At 60.6% G+C, this 25,752-nt stretch carries 20 protein-coding genes; 12 read left to right on the top strand and 8 right to left on the bottom strand.

Translation table 11 applies throughout. From position 1 onward, the window contains the following. Positions 1-10 precede the first annotated feature (10 nt). Positions 11-1,654, bottom strand: coding sequence for a sensor domain-containing diguanylate cyclase (locus AC2GXZ_RS27590; RefSeq protein ID WP_483762452.1), 1,644 nt, complete (start codon positions 1,652-1,654; stop codon positions 11-13). A 23-nt stretch (positions 1,655-1,677) separates the two neighbouring features. Between AC2GXZ_RS27590 and AC2GXZ_RS27585 the strand changes: the two genes are divergently transcribed. From AC2GXZ_RS27585 to AC2GXZ_RS27575, 3 genes are all read left to right on the top strand, one after another. Next, a complete protein-coding gene (locus tag AC2GXZ_RS27585) occupies positions 1,678-1,941 on the top strand; it encodes a hypothetical protein (RefSeq protein WP_483762451.1) in 264 nt (87 codons plus the stop codon). Between the two features lie 33 nt (positions 1,942-1,974). After that, positions 1,975-3,207: a M24 family metallopeptidase gene (locus AC2GXZ_RS27580; protein WP_483762450.1), complete on the top strand. Its 1,233-nt coding sequence runs from the start codon at positions 1,975-1,977 to the stop codon at positions 3,205-3,207. A 174-nt stretch (positions 3,208-3,381) separates the two neighbouring features. Beyond that, positions 3,382-4,851, top strand: coding sequence for a sensor domain-containing diguanylate cyclase (locus AC2GXZ_RS27575; RefSeq protein WP_483762449.1), 1,470 nt, complete (start codon positions 3,382-3,384; stop codon positions 4,849-4,851). A gap of 90 nt (positions 4,852-4,941) precedes the next feature. On the opposite strand, the gene AC2GXZ_RS27570 is transcribed toward AC2GXZ_RS27575, so the two are convergent. Together AC2GXZ_RS27570 and AC2GXZ_RS27565 are read right to left on the bottom strand one after the other, a co-directional pair. Further along, positions 4,942-5,550, bottom strand: coding sequence for a DUF2026 family protein (locus AC2GXZ_RS27570; RefSeq protein WP_483762448.1), 609 nt, complete (start codon positions 5,548-5,550; stop codon positions 4,942-4,944). A gap of 166 nt (positions 5,551-5,716) precedes the next feature. After that, the gene (locus tag AC2GXZ_RS27565; RefSeq protein WP_483762447.1) at positions 5,717-6,400 is read right to left on the bottom strand and encodes a FadR/GntR family transcriptional regulator; all 684 of its coding nucleotides are present in this window, start codon (positions 6,398-6,400) and stop codon (positions 5,717-5,719) included. Between the two features lie 240 nt (positions 6,401-6,640). Between AC2GXZ_RS27565 and AC2GXZ_RS27560 the strand changes: the two genes are divergently transcribed. From AC2GXZ_RS27560 to AC2GXZ_RS27525, 8 genes are all read left to right on the top strand, one after another. Beyond that, on the top strand, positions 6,641-7,702 hold the full coding sequence (locus AC2GXZ_RS27560; RefSeq protein WP_483762446.1) for an ABC transporter substrate-binding protein: 1,062 nt from the start codon (positions 6,641-6,643) through the stop codon (positions 7,700-7,702). Positions 7,703-7,753: 51 nt separating this feature from the next. Further along, complete coding sequence (locus AC2GXZ_RS27555) at positions 7,754-9,169, top strand: BPL-N domain-containing protein (protein WP_483762445.1); 1,416 nt, start codon at positions 7,754-7,756, stop codon at positions 9,167-9,169. Continuing rightward, positions 9,166-10,278, top strand: coding sequence for an ABC transporter ATP-binding protein (locus AC2GXZ_RS27550; RefSeq protein WP_483762444.1), 1,113 nt, complete (start codon positions 9,166-9,168; stop codon positions 10,276-10,278). The genes AC2GXZ_RS27555 and AC2GXZ_RS27550 overlap by 4 nt, the downstream gene beginning before the upstream one ends. Continuing rightward, on the top strand, positions 10,275-11,138 hold the full coding sequence (locus AC2GXZ_RS27545) for an ABC transporter permease (RefSeq protein WP_483762443.1): 864 nt from the start codon (positions 10,275-10,277) through the stop codon (positions 11,136-11,138). Before AC2GXZ_RS27550 ends, AC2GXZ_RS27545 begins: the two co-directional genes overlap by 4 nt. Before the next feature lie 3 nt (positions 11,139-11,141). Further along, positions 11,142-11,924 carry an ABC transporter permease gene (locus AC2GXZ_RS27540; RefSeq protein ID WP_483762442.1) on the top strand — a complete coding sequence of 261 codons (783 nt, stop codon included), beginning with the start codon at positions 11,142-11,144 and terminating at the stop codon, positions 11,922-11,924. 10 nt (positions 11,925-11,934) lie between these two features. After that, positions 11,935-13,722, top strand: coding sequence for a gamma-glutamyltransferase family protein (locus AC2GXZ_RS27535; RefSeq protein ID WP_483762441.1), 1,788 nt, complete (start codon positions 11,935-11,937; stop codon positions 13,720-13,722). 485 nt (positions 13,723-14,207) lie between these two features. Continuing rightward, the gene (locus AC2GXZ_RS27530; protein ID WP_483762440.1) at positions 14,208-15,398 is read left to right on the top strand and encodes an efflux RND transporter periplasmic adaptor subunit; all 1,191 of its coding nucleotides are present in this window, start codon (positions 14,208-14,210) and stop codon (positions 15,396-15,398) included. After that, entirely contained in the window at positions 15,395-18,583 is a 3,189-nt protein-coding gene (locus tag AC2GXZ_RS27525; RefSeq protein WP_483762439.1) for an efflux RND transporter permease subunit, read from the top strand. Before AC2GXZ_RS27530 ends, AC2GXZ_RS27525 begins: the two co-directional genes overlap by 4 nt. A 93-nt stretch (positions 18,584-18,676) precedes the next feature. On the opposite strand, the gene AC2GXZ_RS27520 is transcribed toward AC2GXZ_RS27525, so the two are convergent. Further along, a complete protein-coding gene (locus AC2GXZ_RS27520) occupies positions 18,677-18,841 on the bottom strand; it encodes a hypothetical protein (RefSeq protein ID WP_483762438.1) in 165 nt (54 codons plus the stop codon). Positions 18,842-18,949: 108 nt separating this feature from the next. Then, positions 18,950-19,138, bottom strand: coding sequence for a hypothetical protein (locus AC2GXZ_RS27515; protein ID WP_483762437.1), 189 nt, complete (start codon positions 19,136-19,138; stop codon positions 18,950-18,952). Positions 19,139-19,614: 476 nt separating this feature from the next. Between AC2GXZ_RS27515 and AC2GXZ_RS27510 the strand changes: the two genes are divergently transcribed. Then, positions 19,615-20,244 (top strand): RBBP9/YdeN family alpha/beta hydrolase, encoded by a 630-nt coding sequence (locus AC2GXZ_RS27510; RefSeq protein ID WP_483762436.1) that lies wholly within the window; start codon positions 19,615-19,617, stop codon positions 20,242-20,244. A 70-nt stretch (positions 20,245-20,314) separates the two neighbouring features. Here AC2GXZ_RS27510 and AC2GXZ_RS27505 read toward each other — a convergent pair whose 3' ends face one another. The 3 genes from AC2GXZ_RS27505 to fdhF all read right to left on the bottom strand — a co-directional run bounded on the left by AC2GXZ_RS27505 (position 20,315) and on the right by fdhF (position 25,566). Continuing rightward, positions 20,315-21,973, bottom strand: a complete 1,659-nt coding sequence (locus AC2GXZ_RS27505; RefSeq protein WP_483762435.1) for an OFA family MFS transporter — start codon at positions 21,971-21,973, stop codon at positions 20,315-20,317. Positions 21,974-22,074: 101 nt separating this feature from the next. Further along, positions 22,075-22,434: a formate dehydrogenase subunit delta gene (locus AC2GXZ_RS27500; protein WP_483762434.1), complete on the bottom strand. Its 360-nt coding sequence runs from the start codon at positions 22,432-22,434 to the stop codon at positions 22,075-22,077. Positions 22,435-22,686: 252 nt separating this feature from the next. Continuing rightward, positions 22,687-25,566, bottom strand: a complete 2,880-nt coding sequence (fdhF, locus tag AC2GXZ_RS27495) for a formate dehydrogenase subunit alpha (RefSeq protein ID WP_483762433.1) — start codon at positions 25,564-25,566, stop codon at positions 22,687-22,689. Positions 25,567-25,752 lie beyond the last annotated feature (186 nt).

Raw genomic sequence — 25,752 nt, 5'->3', positions numbered from 1 at the left:
AAGGCGCCCGTCATCCTTCGCCGGCTTGCGCCAGCGCCACTTTCGTTCGATTGCGACCGGCGCGTTTGGCGTCGTAAAGCAGCCGGTCCGACTGTTTATAGAGCTCCGCGAAACCGACATCGGCATTTGCTGACGTATCCGTCATGCCCATGCTGGCCGTCACCTGGCGTCCAAGGCCCGGAATCGCGTTGGCGATGGCAGCGGGGATCGCCTGGCGCAGGCGCTCGGCCCGCAACTGGGCATCCTCACCGCGGACAAGCAGTACGAATTCTTCACCACCGAGCCGGAACGCATAGACCTGCGGGTCGGCCTGGAGAACCTCGGCCACGGACTTCAGGACCGCATCACCAACTCCGTGGCCGTGAATATCATTGATTGCCTTGAAGTGATCCAGATCGAGCACGGCCAACGCGCGGTAACCCGCTTCGAGGTATTTTGCGAAATTCTGCTCGATCGCCCGCCGATTGAGCAATCCCGTCAATGCGTCGCGTTCGGACAATTGCTTGAGTACATCGGCTTCAAAGCGTGCATGGTCCCGCTGCAGCCGGATCGTCATGAAGCGATCGGCCACGCCAAGCGTCGTGAACAGCACCTCGCACGCACAGCCTGCATAAAACAGCAGCATGGCATCATTGCTTTCCAGCCAGGGAACCACGCCGGTGACCAGCCGCACCAGCCCGGCCATGATCACCGGTATATAACCAATGGCCTGGAATTTTGCGGCACGGCTTCCGCGCCGCAATGCATCGGCAACCGACAGCATGAAAATGGCAAGCACCGGCATAAAGGCCGCCGTGTATACGGTCGACTGGATCGAGCGCGCAACAAAGGGGAAGGCCGCGTGAAACGTGCTCAGAAACACCGCCCAGGCGGCGCAATAAAGCAGTGCCTTGCGAAGCCAGGGATGCATCTTGCCGGGTTCGATGAAGCTGTAGGTAAACATTGCTCCGGACGAAACGGTGAGACCGAAGATCAGCGTCGTCATCCAGCTCAATGTCATTGCGGGAGGATCAAAGAGGACAACTGCAAGACCCGATGAGGTCAGGATTGTCAGCAGCAAGGCGATCGTCAGCAGCGAATGCCACAACACGAATGGCTCGCGCAGAATACGATAAAAGGCCGCGTTGAAGATCAGTGGCATGGACAACATGCCGGCAAGAATGGCTAAAAGCAGGATGGAGCGTAGAAAGCCAGGGTCGAATGTAAGGTCGGATGGTGACAGATAGGCTCTCTCGAGCGTCATCCGATGGCTCGGCAAATCGAAGGCAACGACCACCTGCCGGGTCGCGCCGGTGACGTCCGGCAAAGGCGCCTTGAAATACCCGCCCCGCAGAGAACTCGGCAGATCACCGGCACGCAGGGATGTCTGGCGTATTGTACCGTCCCGATCGATGGCCAGCAGATGCACGGCCACCAACGCACTTCGCCTTGAAAGAAGGTAGTGGGGGAGGGCGTCGTCCGGTCCGATATCAAAACGAAGCAGCACCCGCTCGCCCTCAAGCGAATAGGTCAAGTCATTGCAAATCCAGCCCCCGGGCGAGCGGATGACTGCGGCAAGATCCTCCGACACATCGCTGGACGTCCAGCAGGAGCTTTGAATGTTCTTCGACTCAGCCGCGTCGACGGGAGTGGCAAGCAGGGATGCCAGTGCCACGAAGCCGAGGATCGTCGATATAAGTGCTTTTCGGAAATCGTCCCAGAACATTGGTCAAGGCTACATATCAAACGTTGCAATGCGGTTACAAACGGAGTGCATGGAATGGCCCCGATCGCCTGAAATCACCGCCAATTGCATCATTACCTCCCGATGAAGAAGGATTGGTGAACTCGTCGGCCGCAGCGGCACAACACCGCCCGTCTCTTGCTATCGGCTTGATCACCAAGGTGGCGGCCGCCAAGAAGTTTGCTGCGGTGCTGGAACTTTGCCCGCTGCTCACTTAAGTCCTTCACATACATCCGGGGCTGGGGCAGGGCATGAGCGACATCGACAGACAGCGTGCAAGCCGGCTGATGGACGAGGCCGGCATCGACGCACTCATCCTCTTCCAGCCGGAGGCTTTCCGGTATGCGATCGGTGCACCGGCGGGTGTCGCCACGATGTGGGGGCGGGCAGGGGCTGCGATCGCGATCGTACCGGCACAGGTCGATGCCGATCTGGCGGCGATCGTCAGCGATCATGCGGGAGCGGCGGTTCGCCGACAGGCGCCCGACGTGGAATTGCGCACCCACCGGATCTGGATCGACATGCTAGACGTGACCGGCGCTGAAACGGTGACGCAGATCGACGACGCCTACCGGCGTTCCGGCATGGGTGGCCCACGCCCCGAAACATTCGACCGGCACGCGGTTTTCGGTCTTCTGGGTGAGCTGCTTCGCGATCGCGGTCTTTCGAATGCGCGCCTTGGCGTCGATCTCGAATTCATGCCGGCTGCCGATTTCGAGGTTCTGAAATACACGTTGCCGCAAGCCGCCTGGCTGGACGGCTCGACAGTGCTGCGCCGGCTGCGTGCGGTGAAAACACCGTTGGAAATAGACCGATTGCGCCACGCTTGCGCCGCCGCGGAAGCGGGACTGATAACGATGGCACAGGCGATCAGGCCGGGCGCCGCGCTGCCCGAGCTTTCAGCGGCATGGAAAGCCGGCGCACTGGCCGCCGCCGCGACAGGTGGTTTCGCGCTCAGCGGCCATTGGGATTACATTTCGGTCGGGGCTGATCTTTCGGATATGGCCGCCCGGGTGACGCCGGGTGCCCTTATCAAGGCAGATGTCGGCACACTCGTCGACGGTTATTCGTCGGATGGCGCACGAACCTACAGCTATGGTCCGCCTGCCGGGCTTGCGACGGATGTCTTTAAATCTCTTGAGGCGGCATTTCATGCCGGGCTGGAGCAGATCCGCCCCGGCAATCGTTTCGGCACCGTACATGCGGCCATGCTGCAATCGATGCGACGGGATGGTTTTGGCGAATATTATCGCGGTCACTTCGGCCATGCTGTCGGAGGCAGTGTCGGCATAGAGGAATGGCCGTTCTTTTCCGCCAACAATCCGGAAATCATCGAGCCCAATATGGTCGTGGCGCTGGAGGCGCCGTTCTACGGCCAGGGGCTAGGCGCGCTGATGATCGAGGATCAGTTTCTGGTGACGGAAGCCGGATGCGAATCGATGAACAGCTTGCCGCGGAATTTGATCGACGTGGCATCTATCTGAACAGGCTTGTTGACGAAGCCGAAACTGTGCATCGAGATGCGAACCTGATATCACCAGTCCAGTTCTAAAGGTTTATGACCAAAGCAAGCACCGGTTTACCTATTGTCCATAAGGTCACCGCCTGCCGACGCTACGGGTCGCACGCATGTTTCAAGGCTATTTCAGGCACAGATGATGACTACGGCATTCGATTCCGACATTTTCAACCTTGCGCCGATCGCCATGTGGATCGAGGATTTCAGCGAGGTCAAGGCGCTGTTCGATCTGTGGCGCGCAGAGGGCACCACAGATATCCGCACATTTCTGCGCGAGGACCGGGAGCGGGTGCTGGAATGCTCCAGGCGTATCAAGGTGCTTGATGTCAACGCCAAGACGCTGGAGCTTTTCGAAGCCGGCAGTCTTGATCATCTGATCGAAAACATTGGCGCGGTCTTTCGCGACGATATGCTGGACACCCATATCAACGAGCTGGCGGCGCTGTTTGACGGCGAGTCTTCCTTTTCCAGCACGACCGTCAATTACACGATCTCCGGTCGCCGGCTGGATATCCAGCTGCGCGGCACCGTCCTACCCGGTCACGAGGGCACGCTCGGCAGGCTGCTGCTGACGACCGAGGACATCACCGCCCGCGAGGATGCACGGCGCGCGGAAGCCGAACAGCGCCTTCAGGCGGAAGGTGTCTTCGAACATTCGCCGGTGTCGCTATGGATCGAGGATTTCAGTCGTATCCGGGCGCTGATCGAGGATATCCGAGAACGCGGCATCACCGATTTCCGCACCTTCATGGACGTTCATCCCGAGTTCGTCGGCCAGTGCATGAGCGAGATCCGCGTCATCGACGTCAATCAGGCGACACTTGACCTGTTCTGCGCCAAGGACCGCCCGGATCTTCTGCAGCGGCTGAACGAGATCTTTCGCGACGACATGGAAAAGCCGTTCCGGGAGCAGCTGATAGAATTGTGGAACGGCAATCTCTTCCATCATCGCGAAGTGATCAATTATGCGCTCGATGGATCGGAACGCCATATATTGCTGCACTTTTCGGTGTTTCCGGGCCATGAGCGGGACTGGTCGCGTGTGCAGGTGGCGCTTGCCGATATCACCGCGCGCAAGAAGGCGGAAGCCTATCTGGAATATCTCGGCAAGCACGACGTGCTGACAAAGCTCTATAACCGTGCCTTCTATGCCGACGAGATCAATCGCCTGGAGCGCAAGTCGCTGCGTCCGGTCTCGGCGATCGTTATCGATCTCAACGGTCTGAAAGAGGCCAACGACCAGCTCGGTCACGATGCCGGCGACGGGCTGTTGCGCCGTTTCGGGGAGATCCTCAATGGTGCGGTTTCGCTACCCAACCACGCCTGCCGGATCGGCGGGGATGAATTCGCCGTGCTTTTGCCCGGCGCCGATACCAAGGCGGCCGGAGCGATGGTGGAGACGATCGTCGAGCTTTTGAAGATCAACAACCAGTTCTATTCCAACGCACCGCTCAGCATGTCTTATGGCGCGGCCACCAGCGAAACGGGCGAAACGATGGAAGCCGTCGTCAAGCGCGCCGACGCGCTGATGTATGAACACAAGAAGGCCCATTACGCCAAGACCGATCCACACGGCGATGAGAAGCGTACGAGGGCTCGCCCGCGCTAAAACGACTGCAGCAAAAATGTCGAGCGTTTTTGCGTCTGGACCTGCGGGAAGAAAGGAAGAGCGCTCGCCCCGAAAGGGCGGCGATCAGCGTTACCAGGTGCCGTTCAGGGAATTGCCGACAAGCGGCACGCTTTTCAACTCACCCTTCGACCCCTCGATCGAGATCGACGCCGGCATCTGCTTCGGCGACTTGCGAAACCACTTCGCCGCGATCGTCGCCATGTCACCGATCACCGCATGTTTCTGCCAATCGGCGAAGTTGCGCGCCATCGCCTGAGGTTCATGCTGGCAGAAGAAGTCCCCGGACCTGCCAAGATCGTTGATCGACGCCGCAATTGCGGATAGCGGCCGCTGAAACATTTTGGACGGCAGGGACGGATTGTTCGCCGCTTGCGGGAATGCCGGCGCCATGAAGTCGATCACCCAGCCTTCGGCTTCGATCCAGCAATGGAAATTTTCGCCGGCACCGGTCACATAACCATCCTCGCGGTGATCCCCGAACAGGATGACGGTGCCACCGAGATTATAAGCGGCAAGACCGCCCTTTGGTGCGGCATCGAGCTTGTAGTGCTGCTTGAGGATGAACGTCCCGAATGTGCTGAAATACATCGATGCCGTTGCAGGGTCGGCGTTTGCCCCGACCAGCAGGCTGTTGATGACCCGGTAGATCCGGTGATAGTCGCTCTGCTTGATCAACATGGTCTTCGCCCGCGGATGCTCGAAACAAGCGCCGTCACTAGGCGATGGCGTCAGCAATGTAAACGATGCCGGCGAACTATCCGCGCGGGTTTGATGGCGCCTGAGGATCGCGATCGCCTTGAATATCTGATCTGGCGACTATCGAACAAGGTGGATGATGCGGACCTCAGGTTCGTTCGGCTTCATGGATGCGGACCCCCGCGGTCATGATATGATGGCGCATCGCCTCCTCGGCCGCCCGGACGTTGCGAGCTTGGATCGCCTCGACGATGGCCTCATGCTGCTGCACCATTTCCTTGCTGACACCGCCGATGAAGACACGGGATCTGGAACTGACCCAGTGATGTTCCTTGCGCACCGAATTGATCAGCCGGAAAATGCTCCAATACATGCTGTTGCGCACGCTTTCGGCGATCTTGGAGTGGAAGGCACTGTCCCACTGCTCGTATTCGTCGGGACTGTCCGCGAGCGCTGCCCGGCGGACGAAATGTTTCATCTGGTCGATTTCGATCTGTGTGGCGCGCATGGCCGACAGTCCTGCCAGGATCGGTTCGATGTCCTGCCGCACTTCGATAATGTCATGCGGGCTTGTCCGGTTGGTCAGCGATTTCAGGCTGGTCGTCTTGGCATTGACCTCGCGAATGAAGGTGCCCTGCCCTTGTCGGCGGAAAAGCAGCCCTTCCCCTTCGAGTGTATTCAGCGCCTCGCGCAATAGCCGGCGTCCGACACCGAGCGTGGCGCTGAGTTGGCGTTCCGGCAACAGCCGGTCGTCGCTGACGAAACGTGTATCCGCCTCGCCGATTGCCGCGCGCAATGCCTCGACGATCTTTTCCCGGGTCACCGTCGACATGATTTCTTCTCTCGTTACGCCGCCTCAATCATCTGAACCATTGCAAACCAATTTGCAAGTTAGGCACGTTGATCAAGGAATAGGCAAACTGGGGCAAACTCCGCAATTATGATCAAAAATTGACACATATTGCTTGACTAAAGCAAGGTTGAGGGCAAGGAATGGCCGGAAGAAGCTGGAATTCAGCGCGATTTAATTGAACCAATGTTGATTGGTTTGAATAAAAACGGGGAACTTGATATGAAAAGACGTGATTTTCTGACACTTGCGGCGTCGGCCGCAACCTTGCCCATGCTCGGCTCGGCCCGCTCCGCCTTTGCCCAGTCAAAGCCGGATTCTCTGGCGCTGATGACCTGGGGCGGGCTCTGGGGTGATGGCATGGCGCAGAATGTCGACGTGCCTTTTGCCGAAAAGACCGGCGTCAAGATCGTGCAGGATCGCGGATCGAGCCCCGTCGAGCGTATTACCAAGCTGAAGATCAGCATGGACAATCAGGTCTTCGATCTCGTCCAGCTGCATGACGGCATCGTGCCGCTGGCGGAAGCCCAGGGCGTGCTGGAAGACCTCGATCCGAACTCTGCCAACCTCCCCTTCCTGTCGGCCGTGCCGGATCGCTTCAAGCGCAAGGGCTGGGTGGCGATGATCTATTCGGCGCTCGGCATCGTCTACAATCCGGATATGGTGAAGACGCCGCCGAAGAGCTTTGCCGATCTCTGGAGCGAAGATTATCGCGGCCAGATCGTGCTGCCGGAAATCACCCATTCGATCGGCCCCTACATGATCCCGATCGGCGCCATGGCGGCCGGCAAGGATGCCAAGGACGCCGAAGCCGGTTTCGACATGCTAGCCAAGATGAATGACCTGGAGCCGATCTGGGCGAAGGATACCGACACGATCATGAGCTCGCTGGTAAGCGGCGAAGCGGCCGTCGGCCTGCTCTACAAGTCGCAGACCTATACGGTGCTGAAGCAGGGCGGCAAGGTCGAATGGGTCTTCCCGCAGGAAGGCGCCATTTCCTACCTCTCCGGCACCGGCATTGCCAAGGGTACCAAGAACAAGGCGCTTGCCGAACAATATGTCAACGCCACCATCGACCCCGCCACCCAGGGCTGGGTCGCCAAGGTGTTCAACTATGGCGGCACCCATCCCGATACGCTGAAGACGCTGCCGGTTGAATTGCAGCAGCGCGTGCAGTTTTCCGACGCCGAAGTCGCCCGCATCATCGATCTCGACCACGAGTTCATCTCCGCCCATCGCGGCGAATGGACCGATCGCTGGAACCGCGTGATCGCTGGCGGCTGATCATAAGGGGCGGCAGGACCTGCCGCCCTCCCCTTGCAGGACATCAACACCATGAAGACTTTCGGCCTTGCCGATAGCGGCGCGTTTGCCGGTGGCACGCTCGCATTCATCAACCGTTGCAGGATCAACGGGTTCGGCGTCGACGAAAGCGACGATGGTTTTCTGGTCGCTTCCGCCGCAGCAGACGCGGCGGCACGGTTCGGTCTTTCCCCTCTCCCCGAACCGGAAACGGAGGCCCGCACAGCTCCCAACCTGCGGGCCTCCGCTCCAAGGATCGCGATCTATGCCGGCGATGCGGTCGGTTATCCCTATTGGGGTTATTATGCCCATGCCCTGCTGAGCCTCGGATTCGGCTTTCGGGCGGTCACCGGCACCGATGTTGCCGGCGGCTGTCTCGACGACTGCGACCTGCTGGTCATGCCGGGAGGCTTCGCCACCTGGGGGCTGGACCGAGCCGAAGGCACGGACGGCATCGATGCCGCGATTTCCGCCTTCATCCGCAAGGGCGGCGCCTATATGGGCTCCTGCGGCGGTGCCTTCTACATGTCGCAAGGACGGCCGGGCTGGCATGGCGCAGTGGATGCGATGCCGAAATTCACCCAGGAATATTTGCTGACCGGCGCCGCTGTCATCGGTATATCGGTCAAGGGCGCGGTCATCGGGCGCGGCCTGCCGGAAACCGTCGAGCTGCCCTATTATCACGGCCCGATCTATTCGAATGCCGAACGCTCCGCCGAGACGCTTGGCCGCTTCGAAAACTATATTTCCGACAGCCGCCTGTTCATCGACAATCCGCTGTCCCCCGACCTCTTCGGCCGCGACATGAAGGACACTCCGGCGATCTTCATGGCGCCTTTCGGCGACGGCAAGGTTCTGACCTTCTCACCACATCCGGAAATGGGCGAGTTTGTCCGCAAGGGCATCACCTTTGAAGGTTACATCCGCCACTACCTGCCGATCCGCGGCTTCAATGTAATGGACCAGACGCTGCGTTTCTTCATGAAGGAAGATTGCGCCGGCTTTCGCCTGATCCACAACGCACTCGCCTGCCTCGGCCTGTTCGACAAAGCAGCCGTCACGGCAGCAGATTTCGCACCGGCCGATGGGCTCGCCGGAATTGTTGACCGGCTGGAGACCACGATGGCCGGACAGTTCGCGGCGATCGCCAGAATGGCGACCGAAGAGACGATCGGCCTGCAGGAAATCATCGCGGCGGAAGCATCGCGATTGAAAGCCGAATGGGACGCGCTATCCTCGGCCCTCAGGCAGGCCGCAGGCCGTGACCCGATCGATGTCCGCGTCGCAAGCGGGCTTTCCGCAGTTCTTGACACGGCCGCCAGCGCGCAACAGCAAACCCGTCTGGCGGAACTTCTCGTCATGACCGAATTACCGATCCGCCTCGTGGCAGCGGCGCTTCGCATCATTGCATGCGATCGCGCCCTCAGCGCCCTGGAGACACCGAAATGAATAAGCAATCCACTCCTACGAACACCTCGGTCACCAACGCGGATGTTCGTTTCGTCCAGGTGGAGAAGAAATTCGACACCGCGACAGCGCTTCATTCGCTTGATCTGGAAATCGAGCGCGGCAGCCTGTTTGCGCTGCTCGGGCCGAGCGGCTGCGGCAAGACGACCACGCTTCGGCTGATTGCAGGCTTCGAGCAGCCGACCAACGGCCATGTCTATATTCGCGGCAATGACGTCACCGGTGTGCCGGCCTACAAGCGCAGCTTCGGCATGGTGTTCCAGAGCTTCGCGCTGTTTCCGCATCTGACAGTCGCCGAAAACGTCGCCTTCGGTTTGAAAATGCGCAATGTCGCCAAGCCTGAGATCACAACCAAAGTTGCAGCAGCCCTTGATCTCGTCGAACTCGGCAAGTTTGCCGGCCGCTATCCGCGCCAGCTTTCCGGCGGCCAGCAGCAACGCGTGGCGCTTGCCCGCGCCGTCGTTTTCGAACCGGACGTGCTGTTGCTCGACGAGCCGCTGAGCGCGCTCGACAAGATGTTGCGTGAGCAGATGCAGGTCGAGATCCGTCATCTGCAGCAACGGTTGAAGATGACCACAGTCTTCGTCACCCATGACCAGGAAGAGGCCTTGACCATGGCCGACCGGGTGGCGGTGATGAAGGATGGCCGCATCCAGCAGACGGGTTCGCCTCGCGATATCTATGACCGACCCCGCACCGAATTCGTCGCGACCTTCCTTGGCGCAAGCAACATTCTGGAGGCCACGGTCAAGGGCAAGGACGCAGACGGCGCGATCATCGATGTCGCCGGAAGTGTGCTGAAAGTCGCCAATGTCTCCGCAGATGCCGGTGCGACGTTGCGGTTCGCGCTCCGGCCGGAAAAGATTTCCATCGGTTCGAACGCTGACGGCAGGGCGGGCGGTGTTCCCGCCATCGTGCGCGAGGCGATCTATCGCGGTGCGCAGACCTTCCTCTATCTCGATATCAACGGCATGCCGGTCAACGCGCTCGTGCAGAATGCCGGCGTCGAGCCGATGAACCTCGCGCCGGGCGCATCCGTCGCCCTTCACTGGGACAATGCCAATCTGGTGGAACTGGAGCGGACGCCATGAAGGCTGCGCTGTCGAGACAATCGCTCGCCTGGGCGGTGGCCCTGCCGCCGCTGGTCATTCTCTGCCTGTTCTTCGTCGTGCCGCTCGGCTACCTCCTGTTCATCAGCTTCATGTCGAACTCGGCGACATCACTTTATGACATCCAGCCGACGCTCGCCAATTACACGGAAATCTTCTCCGACAGCTTCTACTGGCTGATCATTCAGCGCACGCTTCTGTCGACGGCAACCGTTCTGGTCCTCTGCCTGTTGCTTGGTTATCCGGTCGCCTTTTACGCGGCGCATCTGTCACCCCGTGGCCGGCTGATCATGCTGATGATCATGATGGTGCCGCTGATGGTGAGCAATGTCGTGCGCGCCTATGGCTGGGTTGCCATTCTGGGACGCAGCGGCGTGCTGTCCAGCACCCTGGTGGGAACAGGCATCCTTCAGCGCCCGGTGCAATATCTCTACTCCTTCGAGGCTGTCACGCTCGGCCTGCTGACCATCCTTCTGCCTTTCATGGTGATCTCGCTGACGAATTCGCTGGCGACCATCGACAAGCGTTACACGGAAGCGGCCCACTCGCTTGGCGCGGGGCCGTGGCGGACCTTCTTCCGGGTAACGCTTCCCCTTTCGAGCCCGGGCGTTGCATCGGGTCTGATGCTGGTGACCTTCCTGGCACTCAGCGCCTATGTGTCGATCGCGCTTCTCGGCGGCCCCCGCTACAAGCTTCTGGTCAGCATGGTATTCGATAGCGTCTCGACCTTCCGCTGGCCGCGCGCTGCCGCCCTCTCCTTCGTGCTGCTGTTGATCGCGCTCGTCATCGCCGTGGTGATCCAGCTGGTGATCCGGCCGCAACGCGTCCAGGGAAAGGGCTGAACCATGGGTGGCTTTCTTCTTCGCCTCATCGTCGGCATCGTGCTGGCGCTCGTCATCGGGCCGATCCTCGTCGTCATCATCGCCTCGTTCAGTTCGGGGGAAGCGCTCAGCTTTCCGCCACCCGGCTTTTCGCTGCGCTGGTTCATCGAGTTCTTCCGCATCGCCGAAATGCGCAATGCCTTCGTGCTGTCGATCGTGCTGGCCGTGGCGTCTGCCTGCGGTTCGGCGGTGGTCGGCCTGCTCGGCGCGGTCTATGTCTCGCGCCATCGCAACGCATTTTCGGTCGTGCTTCAGGTGCTGATTATGGCGCCGCTGGTATTTCCGGCGCTGATCCTCGGACTTGCCTTGCTGCTCCTCTACAAGACGGTCAACATGAGCGTGCTTCCGGGCCTGTTCATCGCCCATGTCGTGGTCTGCCTGCCCTATGCCTTCCGCTCCATCCTGACCTCACTGCAGAGTTTCGACACGACGCTCGAGGAGGCGGGCCAGAGCCTCGGCGCCGGTCCCGTCCGCTCCTTCCTGCTGATCACCATGCCAATCATCTGGCCGGGCGTATTGTCGGGCTGGCTGTTCGCCTTCGTCGTTTCCTTCGGCGAACTCAACACGGCGCTGTTCCTGACCGGACCGGGTGTCGTGACCCTGCCGATCGAAATCTTCAGCTACCTGCAGTTCCAGGGCAACCAGCTCGTCGTCGCTGCCGCCTCCTCACTGCAGGTCCTCATCATTCTTTTTGTCCTTTTTGCCGCCGAGCGTCTCGTCGGCGCCAAACAGATCGTCCAGAGATAGGCATCATTTCATGGTTTCCTTCACCACAAGGCCCGAAGTCAGCGGTACGTTCGGTGCCGTCAGCTCGACCCACTGGCTCGGCACCGCCGTCGGCATGGCCGTGCTGGAACGCGGCGGCAACGCATTCGATGCCGCCGTCGCCTGCGGTTTCACCCTGCAGATCGTCGAACCACATCTGAACGGTCCGGGTGGCGAGGTGCCGATCATCCTCAAAAGCGTCAATGAGGCCGAACCTGTCGTGATCTGCGGCCAGGGCGTGGCGCCCCAGCTTGCAACGGTGGAAAAATTCAAGTCGCTCGGCCTCGACATGGTGCCCGGCACCGGACTTTTGCCGGCCGTGGTGCCCGGTGCCTTCGATGCCTGGATGCTGATGCTGCGCGATTACGGCACGATGTCGCTTGCCGACGTGCTGTCCTATGCGATCGGTTATGCGGAGAACGGCTATCCGCTCCTGCCGCGCGCTGTCGCCTCGATCATCCCGGTGGCCGAGTTCTTCCAGCGGGAATGGCCGAGCTCGGCAGAAGTCTGGTTGCCCGGCGGCAACGCGCCGAAACCCGGCGCGCCGATGCGCAATCCGGCAATCGCCGAAACCTACAAGCGCATCATCGCCGAGGCCGAGGCCGCCGGCAGCGATCGCATCGTCCAGATCGAGGCGGCACGAAACAGTTTCTATCGCGGCTTCGTCGCCGAGGCGATCGACCGGTTCTACAGCACCGCCGAACTGTTCGACACGTCCGGCCGCCGCAATGGCGGATTGCTGCGTGGCGACGATATGGCCCGCTGGCAGGCGACCAGGGAAAAGACGCTGTCGGTCGAATTCCGCGGCATGCGGGTTCACAAGACCGGCCCCTGGGGTCAGGGTCCGGTCTTCCTGCAGCAACTGCAGCTCCTGTCGCAATTCGATCTGGACGGGCTCGATACGATGAGTGCCGATTACGTCCACACCGTCGTCGAAAGCGCAAAACTCTGCTTTGCCGATCGCGAGGCATTTTATGGCGACCCGGATTCCTCCGATATTCCAATGGAAGTACTTCTTTCGTCCGACTACGCCCGCGAGCGGGCAAAGCTGATCGGCGACCGCGCCTCGATGGATCTGGTCGCCAGCCATCTGGAAGGTGCTGCAGAGCGTCTTGCAAAGATTGCCGCTCGCGGCGGCAGCGAAATCCCGCAAGGTCCGGGCGGTGGCGAAGTCACATTCGCAGCCGTTCCGGAGATCGAAGGCGATACCGTGCATCTCGACGTGGTTGACCGTTTCGGCAATATGGTATCGGCGACGCCGAGCGGCGGCTGGCTGCAGAGCTCGCCGGTCGTGCCCGGCCTCGGCTTCCCGATCTCCACCCGCGCCCAGATGTTCTGGCTCGACGAAGGCCTGCCCTCGACGCTGCGTCCGGGCACGCGCCCGCGCACGACGCTGACGCCGACGCTCGTCACCCGCGACGGCGACGGCGTGATGGCGATCGGCACGCCGGGCGGTGATCAGCAGGACCAGTGGCCGCTCACCGTCTTCCTGCGTCATGTCCTGCATCGACAGGGCCTGCAGCAGGCGATCGACGCGCCGATGTTCCACAGCCGTCACTGGCCGGGTTCCTTTTATCCGCGCGAATACGAGCTTGGCCGGCTGCAGATAGAAGATCGTTACGGCGAGGCGGTAATCGCCGACTTGCGGGCACGCGGCCACAAGCTCTCAGTGATGGACGGCTGGTCGCTCGGCCGGGTCTGCGCCGTCGAACGCCGCGGCGGTCTGGTTTATGCGGGCGCGACCCCACGGCATATGCAGAGCTACGCGCTGGCTCGCTGAGCGGGATCATTAAAGACCGCGGACGACGCGCCGCGGTCAGATCACATATTTCTTCGGTAAAGAAGGATTGTCGCGCGCCACCATGTTCGGCGACCGACGGTTACCTCAATGACGACGTCCGGCCCTCAAGTTCCGAAAGCCTGTGTCAGGTGGCCTTAATGCACGGACCATTCCTACCTGCCTCATCGGGCGTGCGGCGCCCCCCCGACCAGTCTACGAGGCTTGTCCATCGGCGCGGTGCATCGGCGCTTGCGCATACAACCTTGCCAAGTGCACAAAGCCGCATCATCATCCAAGCGCACGGAACCCGGTTGGCTTACCGTCGCACCTTGTAGGAAAGGTTGCGACCACAATGGATTGCTGAAGCCACAAGCGTAGCTGAAGCGGCCTCGATGCTCTCGATATTTCTGCATTCTTCGACTGCGATGCAAAGTTTCTGAAAATTCGGCAAGTGCCCTGGCACTTGGGTAGAGGAGAGTGAGTGCATGCATTGCTTCCCTTCGAGCCGTCTTGCCTGCGTGTTTGCCGCAGGCTGGCTCATTCCGTCGATGTCGTTGGCCCAGACTGCACCGCCTCCACCGCAAGTGACCGTCGCCAAGCCGGTCGTGCGCGATGTGGTGGAAACCGATGATTTCATCGGCCGGTTTCAGGCCTCCGAAAGTGTATCGATCCGCTCGCGTGTCGGAGGTTATCTCGACCGGATCGCTTTCAAGGACGGCCAGATGGTCAAGCAGGGAGACCCGCTTTTCCAGATCGACCAGCGGCCCTTCACCACCGCGTTGAACGAGGCCAGCGCCCGATTGTCGGTGGCAAAGTCCACACTGGTTTATGCCCAGGCGCAATTCGACCGGGTGGATACCCTGGTGAAGTCCGGCAGCCAGACGGTCTCGACCCTGGATGACCGCCGTCGCGAGCTGGAATCTGCCCAGGCCAACCTGCAGGGGTCGCAGGCAAGCGTCGAACGCGCCGAACTCGACCTCACCTACAGCCGGGTCGGCGCACCGATCAGCGGTCGGATCGACCGTCATCTGATATCGGTCGGCAATCTGGTCCAGGCGGATCAGACCGAACTCACCACCGTCGTGGCGATGGATCCGATCGACTTCTATTTCGACGTCGATGAACGGCGTCTGCTCAACTACGCGGAAACCGCCAGGAAAAATGGTACCTACCTGCAGGAGGGCGGCGGTGGCCTCAAGGTTTCGGTCCGTCTTGGTGACAGCAACCAGTCACGGTTCGAAGGCCGGGTGGATTTTGCGGCAAACAGCCTGGATCCGGCAACCGGGACGTTGAGGCTGAGGGCGCGGCTTGCCAATCCGGATTACATTCTCCAACCCGGCCTCTTCGGCCGCATCGAGATCGAAGGGTCGAATACCTATACCGCAACGCTCATTCCCGACGAGGCGATCGGCGCAGACCAGAGCGAGCGGGTCGTCTATGTCCTGCAGCCTGACAATACGGTCGTCTCCAAATCCATCCGGCCGGGGCCGCGTCTTTACGGTTACCGCGTGGTGCGCAGCGGTCTCGACCCCAATGATACGATCGTGGTCAAGGGCGTTGTGCGTGTTCGCCCCGGCGCCAAGGTAACCCCGGTGACGATGGAACTGCCGCCGGAAAACCTTGACGCACCGGCCGCTAGCACGGCTGACACCATGGCACCGGAGGCACAGAAATGAGATTTTCCCATTTCTTCGTTGACCGCCCGGTTTTCGCCTCGGTCATCTCACTGGTGTTGCTGATCGTTGGCAGCGTTGCCTACTTCCAGTTACCCGTCGCCCAATATCCGGAAATTGCACCACCGACCATCGTCATCCGTACATCCTATCCCGGGGCCAATGCGCAGACGATTGCCGATACCGTATCGACGCCGATCGAGCAGGAAGTGAACGGCGTCGAAGACATGCTTTACATGTCGTCCTATTCGACGGCCGATGGCACCATGCAGCTGACCGTCACATTCAAGCTCGGCACCGATCTCGACAAGGCACAGGTGCTTGTCCAGAACCGTGTCTCGACCGCGCTTCCGAGATTGCCGGAGGAAGTCCAGCGGCTTGGCGTAACGACAACGAAAAGTTCGCCGAACCTGCTGATGGTGATCCATATCCTTTCTCCGACTGGACGCTACGACCAGCTTTACACGTCGAACTTTGCCCGCAACCGCATCCGCGACCGGCTGGTCCGTCTGGAAGGCGTGGGCGACGTGCAGATCTTCGGCGAGCGCCAGTATTCGATGCGCGTGTGGCTCGATCCGGAAAAGCTCTCGGCCTATGGAATGACGGCCTCCGATGTGGTCGGTGCGTTGCGTGACCAGAACGTCCAGGTTTCCGGCGGCTCGATCGGCGGACCGCCAAACCCGAACAACAAGGGCTTCCAATACACGATCACCACGGATGGCCGGTTCTCGGACGCACGGCAATTCCGCTATGTCATCGTGAAATCCGGCGAGGATGGCCGTCTGGTGAAACTGGAGGATGTCGCGCGCATCGAGCTCGGCGCCCAGGATTACGTCACCAACAGCTATCTCAACAACAACCCGGCAGTGGCTCTGGGCATATTCGCCCGCCCCGGCACCAATGCGCTCGATACCGCGGCTCAGGTCCGGGATGTGATGACCGGCGCCGAGAAAAACTTCCCGCCCGGGCTGGAATATCGCATCGTCTACGACACAAGCGGCTTCGTCGAGGAATCGATCACCGAAGTCTACCGGACAATCGCCGAAGCGGCGATACTCGTCGCGATCGTCGTTCTCATCTTTCTCCAGTCATGGCGCACGGCGATCATTCCGATCGTCGCCATTCCGGTGTCGCTGATCGGCACTTTCGCCTTCCTTGCCGCCTTCGGCATGTCGCTCAACATGTTGAGCCTGTTCGGCCTGGTTCTGGCAATCGGCATTGTCGTCGACGACGCGATCGTGGTTGTCGAAAATGTCGAGCGCAACCTCGTCAAGGGCATGACACCGCGCCAAGCTGCGCATGTGACGATGAACGAGGTCGGCACCGCCGTCATCGCCATCTCACTGGTGCTGATCGCCGTCTTCGTCCCAACAGCCTTCATACCGGGCATTTCCGGCCAGTTCTATCGACAATTCGCGGTGACGATCTCGATCGCGACAGCCATTTCAGCGCTCAATTCCCTCACCCTCTCGCCAGCACTTGCGGCGCTGGTATTGCGCCCGCACAACCACTCGCAGGATAAAAAGCCCAATGTGTTCTCGAGGACCGTTGGCGGAGCAGCCGATCTCTTCAACCGCGGCTTTGATGCCGTGAGCCACGGATACTCGCGCATTGTTCGCCGCGTCGTCGGCTCGACAGTCGGACTGGCTTGCGCCTTTCTCGTGTTCCTCGGCCTGTTGGGGGGCACGTGGCTGCTCGGTACCAAAGTGCCGAGCGGTTTCATTCCGGTCATGGATCAGGGTTACGCCATCATCGTGATCCAGCTTCCCGAAGGTGCGGCGCTGGGCAGGACGGATGCCGTCGTCCGTGAGGTCGCCGATATTGCCAGACAAACGCCGGGGGTGGGCAATGCGGTTGAATTTGCCGGCTTCAGCGGGGCGACATTCACCAATGCGTCGAATGCCGGCGTTGTCTTCACCCCGTTCAAGCCCTTCGAGGAACGGCTGGAACATGGCGACAGCGCTGCCAAGATTATTGGATCGCTCTACCAGAACCTGCAGAAGCTGGACGAGGCCTTCATCATCGCCATCCCGCCGCCGCCGGTTCAGGGCATCGGCAATTCCGGCGGCTTCAAGATGCAGATCATGGACGAGGACAACCCGACCATGACGCGTGCCCTGGGGCTGGCAAGGCAGATGATGGTTGCCGCCAACCAGACACCGGGTCTGACCGGCGTGTTCACCACCTTCTCCGAATCGAGCCCGCAGTTCTTCCTCGATGTGGATCGGGAAAAGGCGCAATATCTGAACGTTCCGATCCAGAACATCTTCGACACGCTGTCGAACAATCTCGGCGTTTCCTATGTGAACGACTTCAATGCCTTCGGTCGCGTCTACCAGGTCCGTGTCCAGGCCGACGAGCGGTTCCGCATGGAGGAAAGCGACATACTCGACCTCAAGGTCCGCTCGGCGACAGGCGCTCTCGTGCCACTCGGCACGCTGGTGGAGATCCGCAATACGAGCGGCCCGGCGCTGGTGCAGCGTTACAACATGTATGTTTCCGTCCCGCTGCAGGGAAACGCCATGCCCGGGGTCTCGACCGGCGAGGCACTGCAGAAGATGGAAACGCTGGCAGCAAACACACTGCCACCGGGAACCACGTTCGAGTGGACGGAACTCGCCTATCAGGAAAGCCAGGCGGGCGGCAGCGCGACCTGGATTTTCGCCCTGTCGGTCGCCTTTGTCTTCCTTGCGCTGGCGGCGCAATATGAAAGCTGGGTACTTCCGCTGGCGATCATATTGATCGTACCATTGGCGGTGTTGGGTGCCCTGCTTGGCATCTATTTCCGCGGCATGGACAATAACATCCTCACCCAGATCGGTTTCGTGGTGCTGATCGGCCTTGCAGCAAAAAATGCGATCCTGATCGTCGAATTTGCCCGCCAGGCGCAAGATGAGGGCAAGAATGCCGTGGACGCCGCAGTCGAAGCAACTTTTCTGCGACTGCGCCCGATCCTGATGACGGCGTTTGCCTTCATCTTCGGCGTCCTCCCGCTGGCCATCGCCACCGGGCCGGGCGCTGAAATGCGTCAGGCTTTGGGAACAGCCGTCTTCAGCGGCATGCTGGGCGTAACCTTATTCGGCCTGTTCCTCACACCTGTCTTCTTCGTCATCCTACGCTCGCGCTACAAGGTGCGAAAGGAGGAACCGGCTTACCGCCAGGAGCCCGAAATCGCCCGGGAAAGCTAGCCCGAAGGCTTGTTTGGCCAACAGGCACGGCACGGCTCGGCAGAGCGGATAAGAAGCTCGGGATGGATGCAGCCGGACCGGATGCGGTGCCCGTCAGCTGCGACGCCCGAGCGCAAAGATGATCGCAATCAGCCCCATGGTGAGGTTCAGGCAGGCAATCCATTCGGGTATGGGCAGTTTCACCAGTTTCGGTGCGAGACCCAGCAGCACGAACAGCGCGCCGATCGCACCCGGCAGGTGAGCGGCAAATCTTGTCATGTCTTGGCTTTCCGGAAAAACGTGAAATGAATGGGATACAGAGCGTCGAGGCGCAACGGAAATCCGGGCCGCGCCCTTACGGCGCAGCCTCAGACAGTTTGCTCCATCTCATGCGGCAAGGGCTTGCCCCGATAGAAGATGCCGACCTATGGCGGCCCTCAGATCCCCGACGCTTGAAAAGCGCCTGTTGTCCAGATCGATGACGTGAAACTTCACCGCAATGAAGCGAAGCTCTCCGTTATCCGGAATTGCAATTCCAACCGGCAATCCGCCGTGTTCAATGACTTGTCTTTGCATGTCTTAAGTCTCGCTCTCGCAATCGAAATTCTGTCTGTGCTGCTTCCGGTCCGACCGGAAGTCGCATTCGTTTTTCGAGGCGCAGACAACAAGAGAGGATAGGCATCACTGCAACGCGGCCAGGCGTCAAAAGGCTCGGAAATGCTGTGGTTACCATGGGATCGTCCCTCTTTACTCTACCCTTCAAATCTATCGGAAGCGCAATGGTGCAGGAAGGAAATTTGGTCCGCCATAGAATAAAAAACCTCCATTCCGCCCAATCCGGACATCATGGAGGTTGATTGCTCATAGATTCGCGTTTTGCAGAATTTTCATCCCAAGATCGCGACCACCGTCGTGGTTTCGTGCCGCGTAGGCGGGAGGCGTCGGATGAAATAGAAATCTACCATATTTATGGAATTTGAACGTCCTTTTGCCGACGTAGGCCGAAACGCCTTCTATTGTCTGGTCTCACCGATGATAAAAAGAGGCTGCTTATGGCCACGACGCTTCTCATTCCCGGACTGAACGGCTCCTCGGATGATCACTGGCAAAGGCACTGGGCCGATGACAGGCACGAGGCTTTGGTCGTCGAACAGGACGACTGGGCGTGTCCCAGACTTCACCACTGGCAGGCAAAGCTGGATCACGCCCTGTCCAAGACCGACGGGGCGTTTCTCGTTGGACACAGCCTCGGCTGCCTGCTGATTGCAAGTTATGCCAGAAGGCGCGAGGCGAACCGGATACTCGGCGCGTTGCTGGTGGCACCCTGTGATCTGCAGACGGCGATCCGGCGGCATCCGTGCATGATCGATTTCGGCGACGCGCCGCTTGATGCCTTGCCGTTTCCAAGCCTTGTCGTCGGCAGTCTCGACGATCCCTATATGGATCTCGACCAATTGGAGCGCCACGGCCACGCCTGGGGCAGCGACCTGACGACGCTCGGTTTTGCCGGCCATATCAATGTGGCAAGCGGTTATGGACGCTGGGAACAGGGTTACGAACTGTTCGACCGCCTTTTGCGCAAGGCCGGCCGTTCCAGCGGCACGGTGCGGTCGCCGGCCGATAGCCTGCCAGGGCTCACCACGCTACGGCGCGCGGGCGCCCGCCATGCGGGCAACCCGTGACGGCATAAAAAAGGGGCCGAAACCGGCCCCTTCCTCGTTTTATCTATCCAATCGACTGAGCGACCTTGGATCAGCCGAAGAGCGCGAAGCTGCTTCTGACCGTGACCCAGATGCCCCACAGAAGCGGGATACCGACAACGGCCCAGGCGAGTGCGGCCTTGGCGTCGAAACCGCCCTTGCCGATGCCGAAGGAACCGGTCGGGCCGGCATTGGCGGCAGCGGACTTCGCCTGAAGCGACGCGACTTCCTCATCCGACATGAACCACTTGTCCTTCAGCGGACGCACCAGCGAGTTGGCGATGAGACCAAGCACCAGCATGCCGGCGAGGATATACATCGTGCCGGTATAAAGCGCCGGGCCGGGCGCGACGCCGGCATTGATCTGCGCTTCGCGGATGTAGTTGACGACGACCGGGCCGAGAATGCCGGCGGTTGCCCATGCGGTCAGCAGGCGACCATGGATGGCGCCGACGAACTGGGTGCCGAAGATATCGGCCAGATAGGCCGGGATCGTTGCGAAACCACCACCATACATCGACAGGATGATGCCGAAGGCCAGAACGAAGAAGGCCTTGTTGCCCATGTTGGCAAGCGTCGGGGCAAGTGCGTAAAGCACGATGCCGAGGATGAAGAACGTATAATAGGTGTTCTTGCGGCCGAGCTTGTCGGACATCGAGGCCCAGAAGAAACGGCCGCCGATGTTGAACAGCGACAGGAGACCGGTAAAGCCGGCGGCGATTGCCGCGATCTGTGCCTTCTGGCCCGCGTCGAGCTGCGAGAAGGTGAGGTCCGGCAGGCCGATCAGGTTACCGGCGAAGATTTCCTGCAGCATCGGCGAAGCCATGCCGATGACGCCGATACCGGCCGACACGTTCAGGCACAGGACTGCCCAGATCAGCCAGAACTGCGGGGTCTTGTGCGCGTCACGCAGATGCACATGCTTGTGCGTGATCATTGCCTTGCCATTGCCTGCCGGAGGGGTCCAGCCATCCGGACGCCAGCCGGCCGGCGGGATGCGGTAACCGAACGCACCGCCCATCATGAAGCAGAAATAGATGACAGCCATGCAGATGAAGGTCTGCCACACACCGATGGAAACGTCGGTCTTGAAATGGTTCATCAGCAGGTTGGCAAGGGGTGCGCCGATCATTGCGCCGCCGCCAAAACCCATGATCGCCATGCCGGTCGCCATGCCGCGACGGTCGGGGAACCACTTGATCAGTGTCGAAACCGGCGAAATGTAACCGAGGCCGAGGCCCACGCCGCCGATCACGCCGGCGCCGATCCACATCAGCCACAGCTGATGGGTCATCACGCCGATCGCGGCAACCATGATGCCGCCGCACCAGCAAAGGGCGGACACGAAACCGGCCTTGCGTGGCCCGACCTTTTCCAGCCAGCCGCCCCAGATCGCTGCCGAGCAGCCGAGAAGGACGAAGAACAGCGTATAGATCCAGCCGAGGTCGGCAACGCGCCAGTTGCAGTTCGTGGTGAACAGGGCCGTCACCAGAGACATGCTTGCGCAGGACGGATCCGGCGTGCCGGCAATCGCCTTGGTCAGCGGCAGCCAGAAAACGCTGAAGCCGTAGGCCATGCCGATGCAAAGATGAATGGCGAGCGCCGCGGGCGGCACGAGCCACCGGTTGAAGCCCGGCTTTGCGATAATATGTTCCTTGTCCAGGAAGCCGGCGCCCGCCGCGCCTGCTCCTGAAATTCCTGTAGCTGCCATAGAAATCCCTCTCTCTGAGTAATGGCTTTCAGAGTAACCCTTGCCTTGTCCCGCGGGGTGTCCGTGGGGTGTCAGCGGGCAAGGCGTTACGCATTGCCTTCCTAACCGTGAGGTCTGGAAAGCGTTTCTTCCTCTCCCGGTTCCTCGCCGCGCAGAGCCCTTCCGGCGGCATCCTCCCGAACTCCTTTATCCATGCCGGCCTGGGTTTCAGGCCGGCGGATCAGCTTCGACGCCTCGACGACGAGCGGCAGAAGCCCTTCTGCGCCATCATCGAGATGCGTGAACAGGTGCCGGCGCATGCGCGGCTCCCAGAATCTGTTGATGTGATTTGCCACCCCTTCAGCGCGCACATGTTCCGGCTGCGACAGGAAGAAGGTGGCTATCTGGTTTGCCATCCGCACCAGCTTCTGCTGGCCGGTGGCCTGATGGGCATGGTCCTGATGGACGTCTTCAGACAGCATCGGCGGCACCTCCCGTCAGGACATGGCCGATTTTATGATAGAAAAAAACTATCGCCCGATTGCCTATATGCCAGTCTGAGCGAGCAATCCTGATACCGTTTCGACGGCTATCTTGAAGGACTGCAATGGTGACGATCTGTGGCGTCATCGGACTCTGCGACAATATAGCGCTCCTCCCTTACTCCAGTTTTCGCCGCATTTGCAAGAGTGCGACGTTTTATCCAATTGCACTTGGCAAATGATAAGCCCGGATCACTCCGCCGCCTCCAGTTTCCCGGCAATCCGCCTCGAACGACGGGACAATTCGTCATAGTCTTCCTGCCACTCCGTCGGGCCGTTGGACGGAGAAACCTGCACCGCCGTCACCTTGTATTCCGGACAGTTGGTTGCCCAATCGGAGAAGTCGGTGGTGATGACGTTCGCCTGCGTATCGGGATGGTGGAAGGTGGTGTAGACGACGCCCGGCGACACGCGATCGGTGATCAGCGACCGCAGCGTCGTATCGCCCGAGCGGCTGGCGAGCTTGATCCAGTCGCCATCCTTGATGCCGCGCTGTTCGGCATCATGCGGGTGGATTTCCAGCCTATCCTCCGCATGCCAGGCGACATTTTCGGTCCGCCGCGTCTGGGCGCCGACATTGTATTGCGACAGGATGCGGCCGGTGGTCAGCAGGAGCGGGAAACGCGGCCCGGTGCGCTCGTCGGTTGCCACATATTCGGTGCGGATGAACTTGCCCTTGCCGCGCACGAAACCGCCGACATGCATGATCGGCGATCCTTCAGGATGCGCCTCATTGCAGGGCCACTGAACCGAGCCGACCTTTTCCAGATAGTCGTAGGAGACCAGCGCGAAGCTGGGTGTCGACGCAGCGATTTCGTCCATGATTTCAGATGGATGCGCATAGTGCCAGTTCAACCCCATGGCCTGGGCCAGTTTCTGCGTCACTTCCCAATCGGCATAGCCGTTTTTCGGGCTCATCACCTTGCGCACGCGGTTGATGCGGCGTTCGGCATTGGTGAACGTGCCGTCCTTTTCGAGGAAGGTGGAACCCGGCAGGAAGACATGCGCGTAATTGGCGGTCTCGTTCAAGAAGAGATCGTGGACGACGACACATTCCATCGCGGCCAAGCCCGCCGAGACGTGTTTGGTATCCGGATCGGACTGCAGAATATCCTCGCCCTGGATATAGATGCCCTTAAACGTGCCTTCGACGGCGGCATCCAGCATATTGGGAATGCGCAGACCCGGTTCGTTGTTGAGCGAGACACCCCAAAGCTTTTCGAAGGTCTCGCGGGTGGCATCGTCGGAGATGTGGCGGTAACCGGGCAGTTCGTGCGGGAAGGAGCCCATGTCGCAGGAGCCCTGAACATTGTTCTGGCCACGCAGCGGGTTCACGCCGACGCCGGGGCGGCCTATATTGCCGGTCGCCATGGCAAGATTGGCGATCGCCATGACGGTCGTCGATCCCTGGCTGTGTTCGGTGACGCCGAGCCCGTAATAGATCGCGCCATTGCCGCCGGTGGCGAACAGCCGGGCGGCACCCCGCAGCAGATCGGCCGGGACGCCGGTGAAGTTCTCCGTCGCTTCCGGACCATGCGCCTCTTCGGAGACGAAGGCGGCCCAATCCTGAAACTCCGGCCAGTCGCAGCGTTCGCGGATGAATTTTTCGTCAAACAGGCCTTCGGTGACGATGACATGGGCGAGCGCCGTCATCACCGCGACATTGGTGCCGGGTTTGAGCGGCAGGTGATAGGCCGCTTCCACATGCGGCGTCCTGACGAGGTCGATGCGGCGCGGATCGATGACGATCAGCTTGGCACCCTGCCGCAGCCGCTTTTTCAGCCGCGAGCCGAAGACCGGATGGCCATCGGTCGGGTTGGCGCCGATGACGATCACGACATCCGTCTGTTCGACACTGTCGAAATTCTGGGTGCCGGCCGAGGTGCCGAACGCCTGGCCGAGACCGTAACCGGTCGGCGAATGACAGACGCGGGCGCAGGTATCGACATTGTTGTTGCCGAAACCGGCGCGGATCAGCTTCTGGACGAGAAAAGTTTCCTCGTTGGTGCAGCGTGACGAGGTGATGCCACCGATCGATTCGCGGCCGTACTGGTACTGGATGCGGCGGAACTCGGTGGCGACATGCGCATAGGCCTCTTCCCAGCTGACTTCCCGCCACGGATCGGAGATCTTTTCGCGGATCATCGGGTTGAGGATGCGGTCCTTGTGGGTGGCATAACCATAAGCGAAGCGGCCCTTGACGCAGGAATGGCCGCGGTTCGCCTGGCCATCTTTCCACGGCACCATGCGCACCAGTTCCTCACCGCGCATCTCCGCCTTGAACGAACAGCCGACGCCGCAATAGGCGCAGGTGGTGACGGCGGAATGTTCGGGCTGGCCAATGGCGATCACCGACTTTTCCGTCAGCGTCGCGGTGGGACAGGCCTGCACGCAGGCGCCGCAGGAAACACATTCGGAATCGAGAAAATGCTCATCGGCGCCGGGCGACACGCGGCTTTCGAAACCACGGCCTTCGATGGTCAGCGCGAACGTGCCCTGCACTTCCTCGCAGGCCCGCACGCAACGGGAGCAGACGATGCATTTCGACGGATCATAGGTGAAATAGGGGTTGCTCTCGTCCTTCGGCATCCATTGGGCGTTGATGGCGCCATCATTGCGGGCGCGGACATGGTTGCCGCCGTCATACCCGTAACGCACGTCGCGCAGGCCGACAGCGCCGGCCATGTCCTGCAATTCGCAATCGCCATTGGCAGCACAGGTCAGGCAGTCGAGCGGGTGGTCGGAAATATAAAGCTCCATCACGCCACGGCGGATATCCTTCAGCCGGCCGGTCTGGGTATGTACGACCATGTTGGCCGCAACCGGCGTGGTACAGGAGGACGGTGTGCCGTTGCGACCTTCGACCTCGACCAGACAGAGCCGGCAGGAGCCAAAGGCATCGACCATGTCGGTGGCGCAGAGTTTGGGGATCTGGATACCGGCCTCCATCGAGGCGCGCATGATCGACGTGCCTTCCGGCACGGTGATCGAGCGTCCGTCGATGGTGAGGGTGATCTGGGTATCAGACTGCGAGGCGGGCGTGCCGTAGTCGATTTCATGAACGAGGGACATGATGTGCTCCTCCAGAGTAAGTGTTATCCGAGTTCGGCCTCTGCCCCTCATCCGCCTGCCGGCACCTTCTCCCCGTAAACGGGGAGAAGGAAACTCGTGGCAGCCTGTCCATCCATTCGAACGCTGGGCAGGGCACGTCCCCTCTCCCCGCAGGCGGGGAGAGGGTTAGGGTGAGGGGCAATCCCA

The sequence above is a fragment of the Aliirhizobium sp. YIM B11859 genome, from assembly GCF_057163345.1.
This window is presented reverse-complemented; position numbering and strand designations above follow the sequence as displayed.

What these genes read in the sequence shown, in the direction of transcription:
- AC2GXZ_RS27535 (WP_483762441.1), top strand. Translation starts at nt 11,935, where the DNA reads ATGGTTTCCTTCACCACAAGGCCCGAAGTCAGCGGTACGTTCGGTGCC.
- AC2GXZ_RS27510 (WP_483762436.1), top strand. Translation starts at nt 19,615, where the DNA reads ATGGCCACGACGCTTCTCATTCCCGGACTGAACGGCTCCTCGGATGAT.
- AC2GXZ_RS27575 (WP_483762449.1), top strand. Translation starts at nt 3,382, where the DNA reads ATGACTACGGCATTCGATTCCGACATTTTCAACCTTGCGCCGATCGCC.
- AC2GXZ_RS27580 (WP_483762450.1), top strand. Translation starts at nt 1,975, where the DNA reads ATGAGCGACATCGACAGACAGCGTGCAAGCCGGCTGATGGACGAGGCC.
- fdhF (WP_483762433.1), bottom strand. Translation starts at nt 25,566, where the DNA reads ATGTCCCTCGTTCATGAAATCGACTACGGCACGCCCGCCTCGCAGTCT.
- AC2GXZ_RS27560 (WP_483762446.1), top strand. Translation starts at nt 6,641, where the DNA reads ATGAAAAGACGTGATTTTCTGACACTTGCGGCGTCGGCCGCAACCTTG.
- AC2GXZ_RS27540 (WP_483762442.1), top strand. Translation starts at nt 11,142, where the DNA reads ATGGGTGGCTTTCTTCTTCGCCTCATCGTCGGCATCGTGCTGGCGCTC.
- AC2GXZ_RS27545 (WP_483762443.1), top strand. Translation starts at nt 10,275, where the DNA reads ATGAAGGCTGCGCTGTCGAGACAATCGCTCGCCTGGGCGGTGGCCCTG.
- AC2GXZ_RS27515 (WP_483762437.1), bottom strand. Translation starts at nt 19,138, where the DNA reads ATGCAAAGACAAGTCATTGAACACGGCGGATTGCCGGTTGGAATTGCA.
- AC2GXZ_RS27525 (WP_483762439.1), top strand. Translation starts at nt 15,395, where the DNA reads ATGAGATTTTCCCATTTCTTCGTTGACCGCCCGGTTTTCGCCTCGGTC.
- AC2GXZ_RS27565 (WP_483762447.1), bottom strand. Translation starts at nt 6,400, where the DNA reads ATGTCGACGGTGACCCGGGAAAAGATCGTCGAGGCATTGCGCGCGGCA.
- AC2GXZ_RS27530 (WP_483762440.1), top strand. Translation starts at nt 14,208, where the DNA reads ATGCATTGCTTCCCTTCGAGCCGTCTTGCCTGCGTGTTTGCCGCAGGC.
- AC2GXZ_RS27520 (WP_483762438.1), bottom strand. Translation starts at nt 18,841, where the DNA reads ATGACAAGATTTGCCGCTCACCTGCCGGGTGCGATCGGCGCGCTGTTC.
- AC2GXZ_RS27550 (WP_483762444.1), top strand. Translation starts at nt 9,166, where the DNA reads ATGAATAAGCAATCCACTCCTACGAACACCTCGGTCACCAACGCGGAT.
- AC2GXZ_RS27505 (WP_483762435.1), bottom strand. Translation starts at nt 21,973, where the DNA reads ATGGCAGCTACAGGAATTTCAGGAGCAGGCGCGGCGGGCGCCGGCTTC.
- AC2GXZ_RS27555 (WP_483762445.1), top strand. Translation starts at nt 7,754, where the DNA reads ATGAAGACTTTCGGCCTTGCCGATAGCGGCGCGTTTGCCGGTGGCACG.
- AC2GXZ_RS27570 (WP_483762448.1), bottom strand. Translation starts at nt 5,550, where the DNA reads ATGTTGATCAAGCAGAGCGACTATCACCGGATCTACCGGGTCATCAAC.
- AC2GXZ_RS27500 (WP_483762434.1), bottom strand. Translation starts at nt 22,434, where the DNA reads ATGCTGTCTGAAGACGTCCATCAGGACCATGCCCATCAGGCCACCGGC.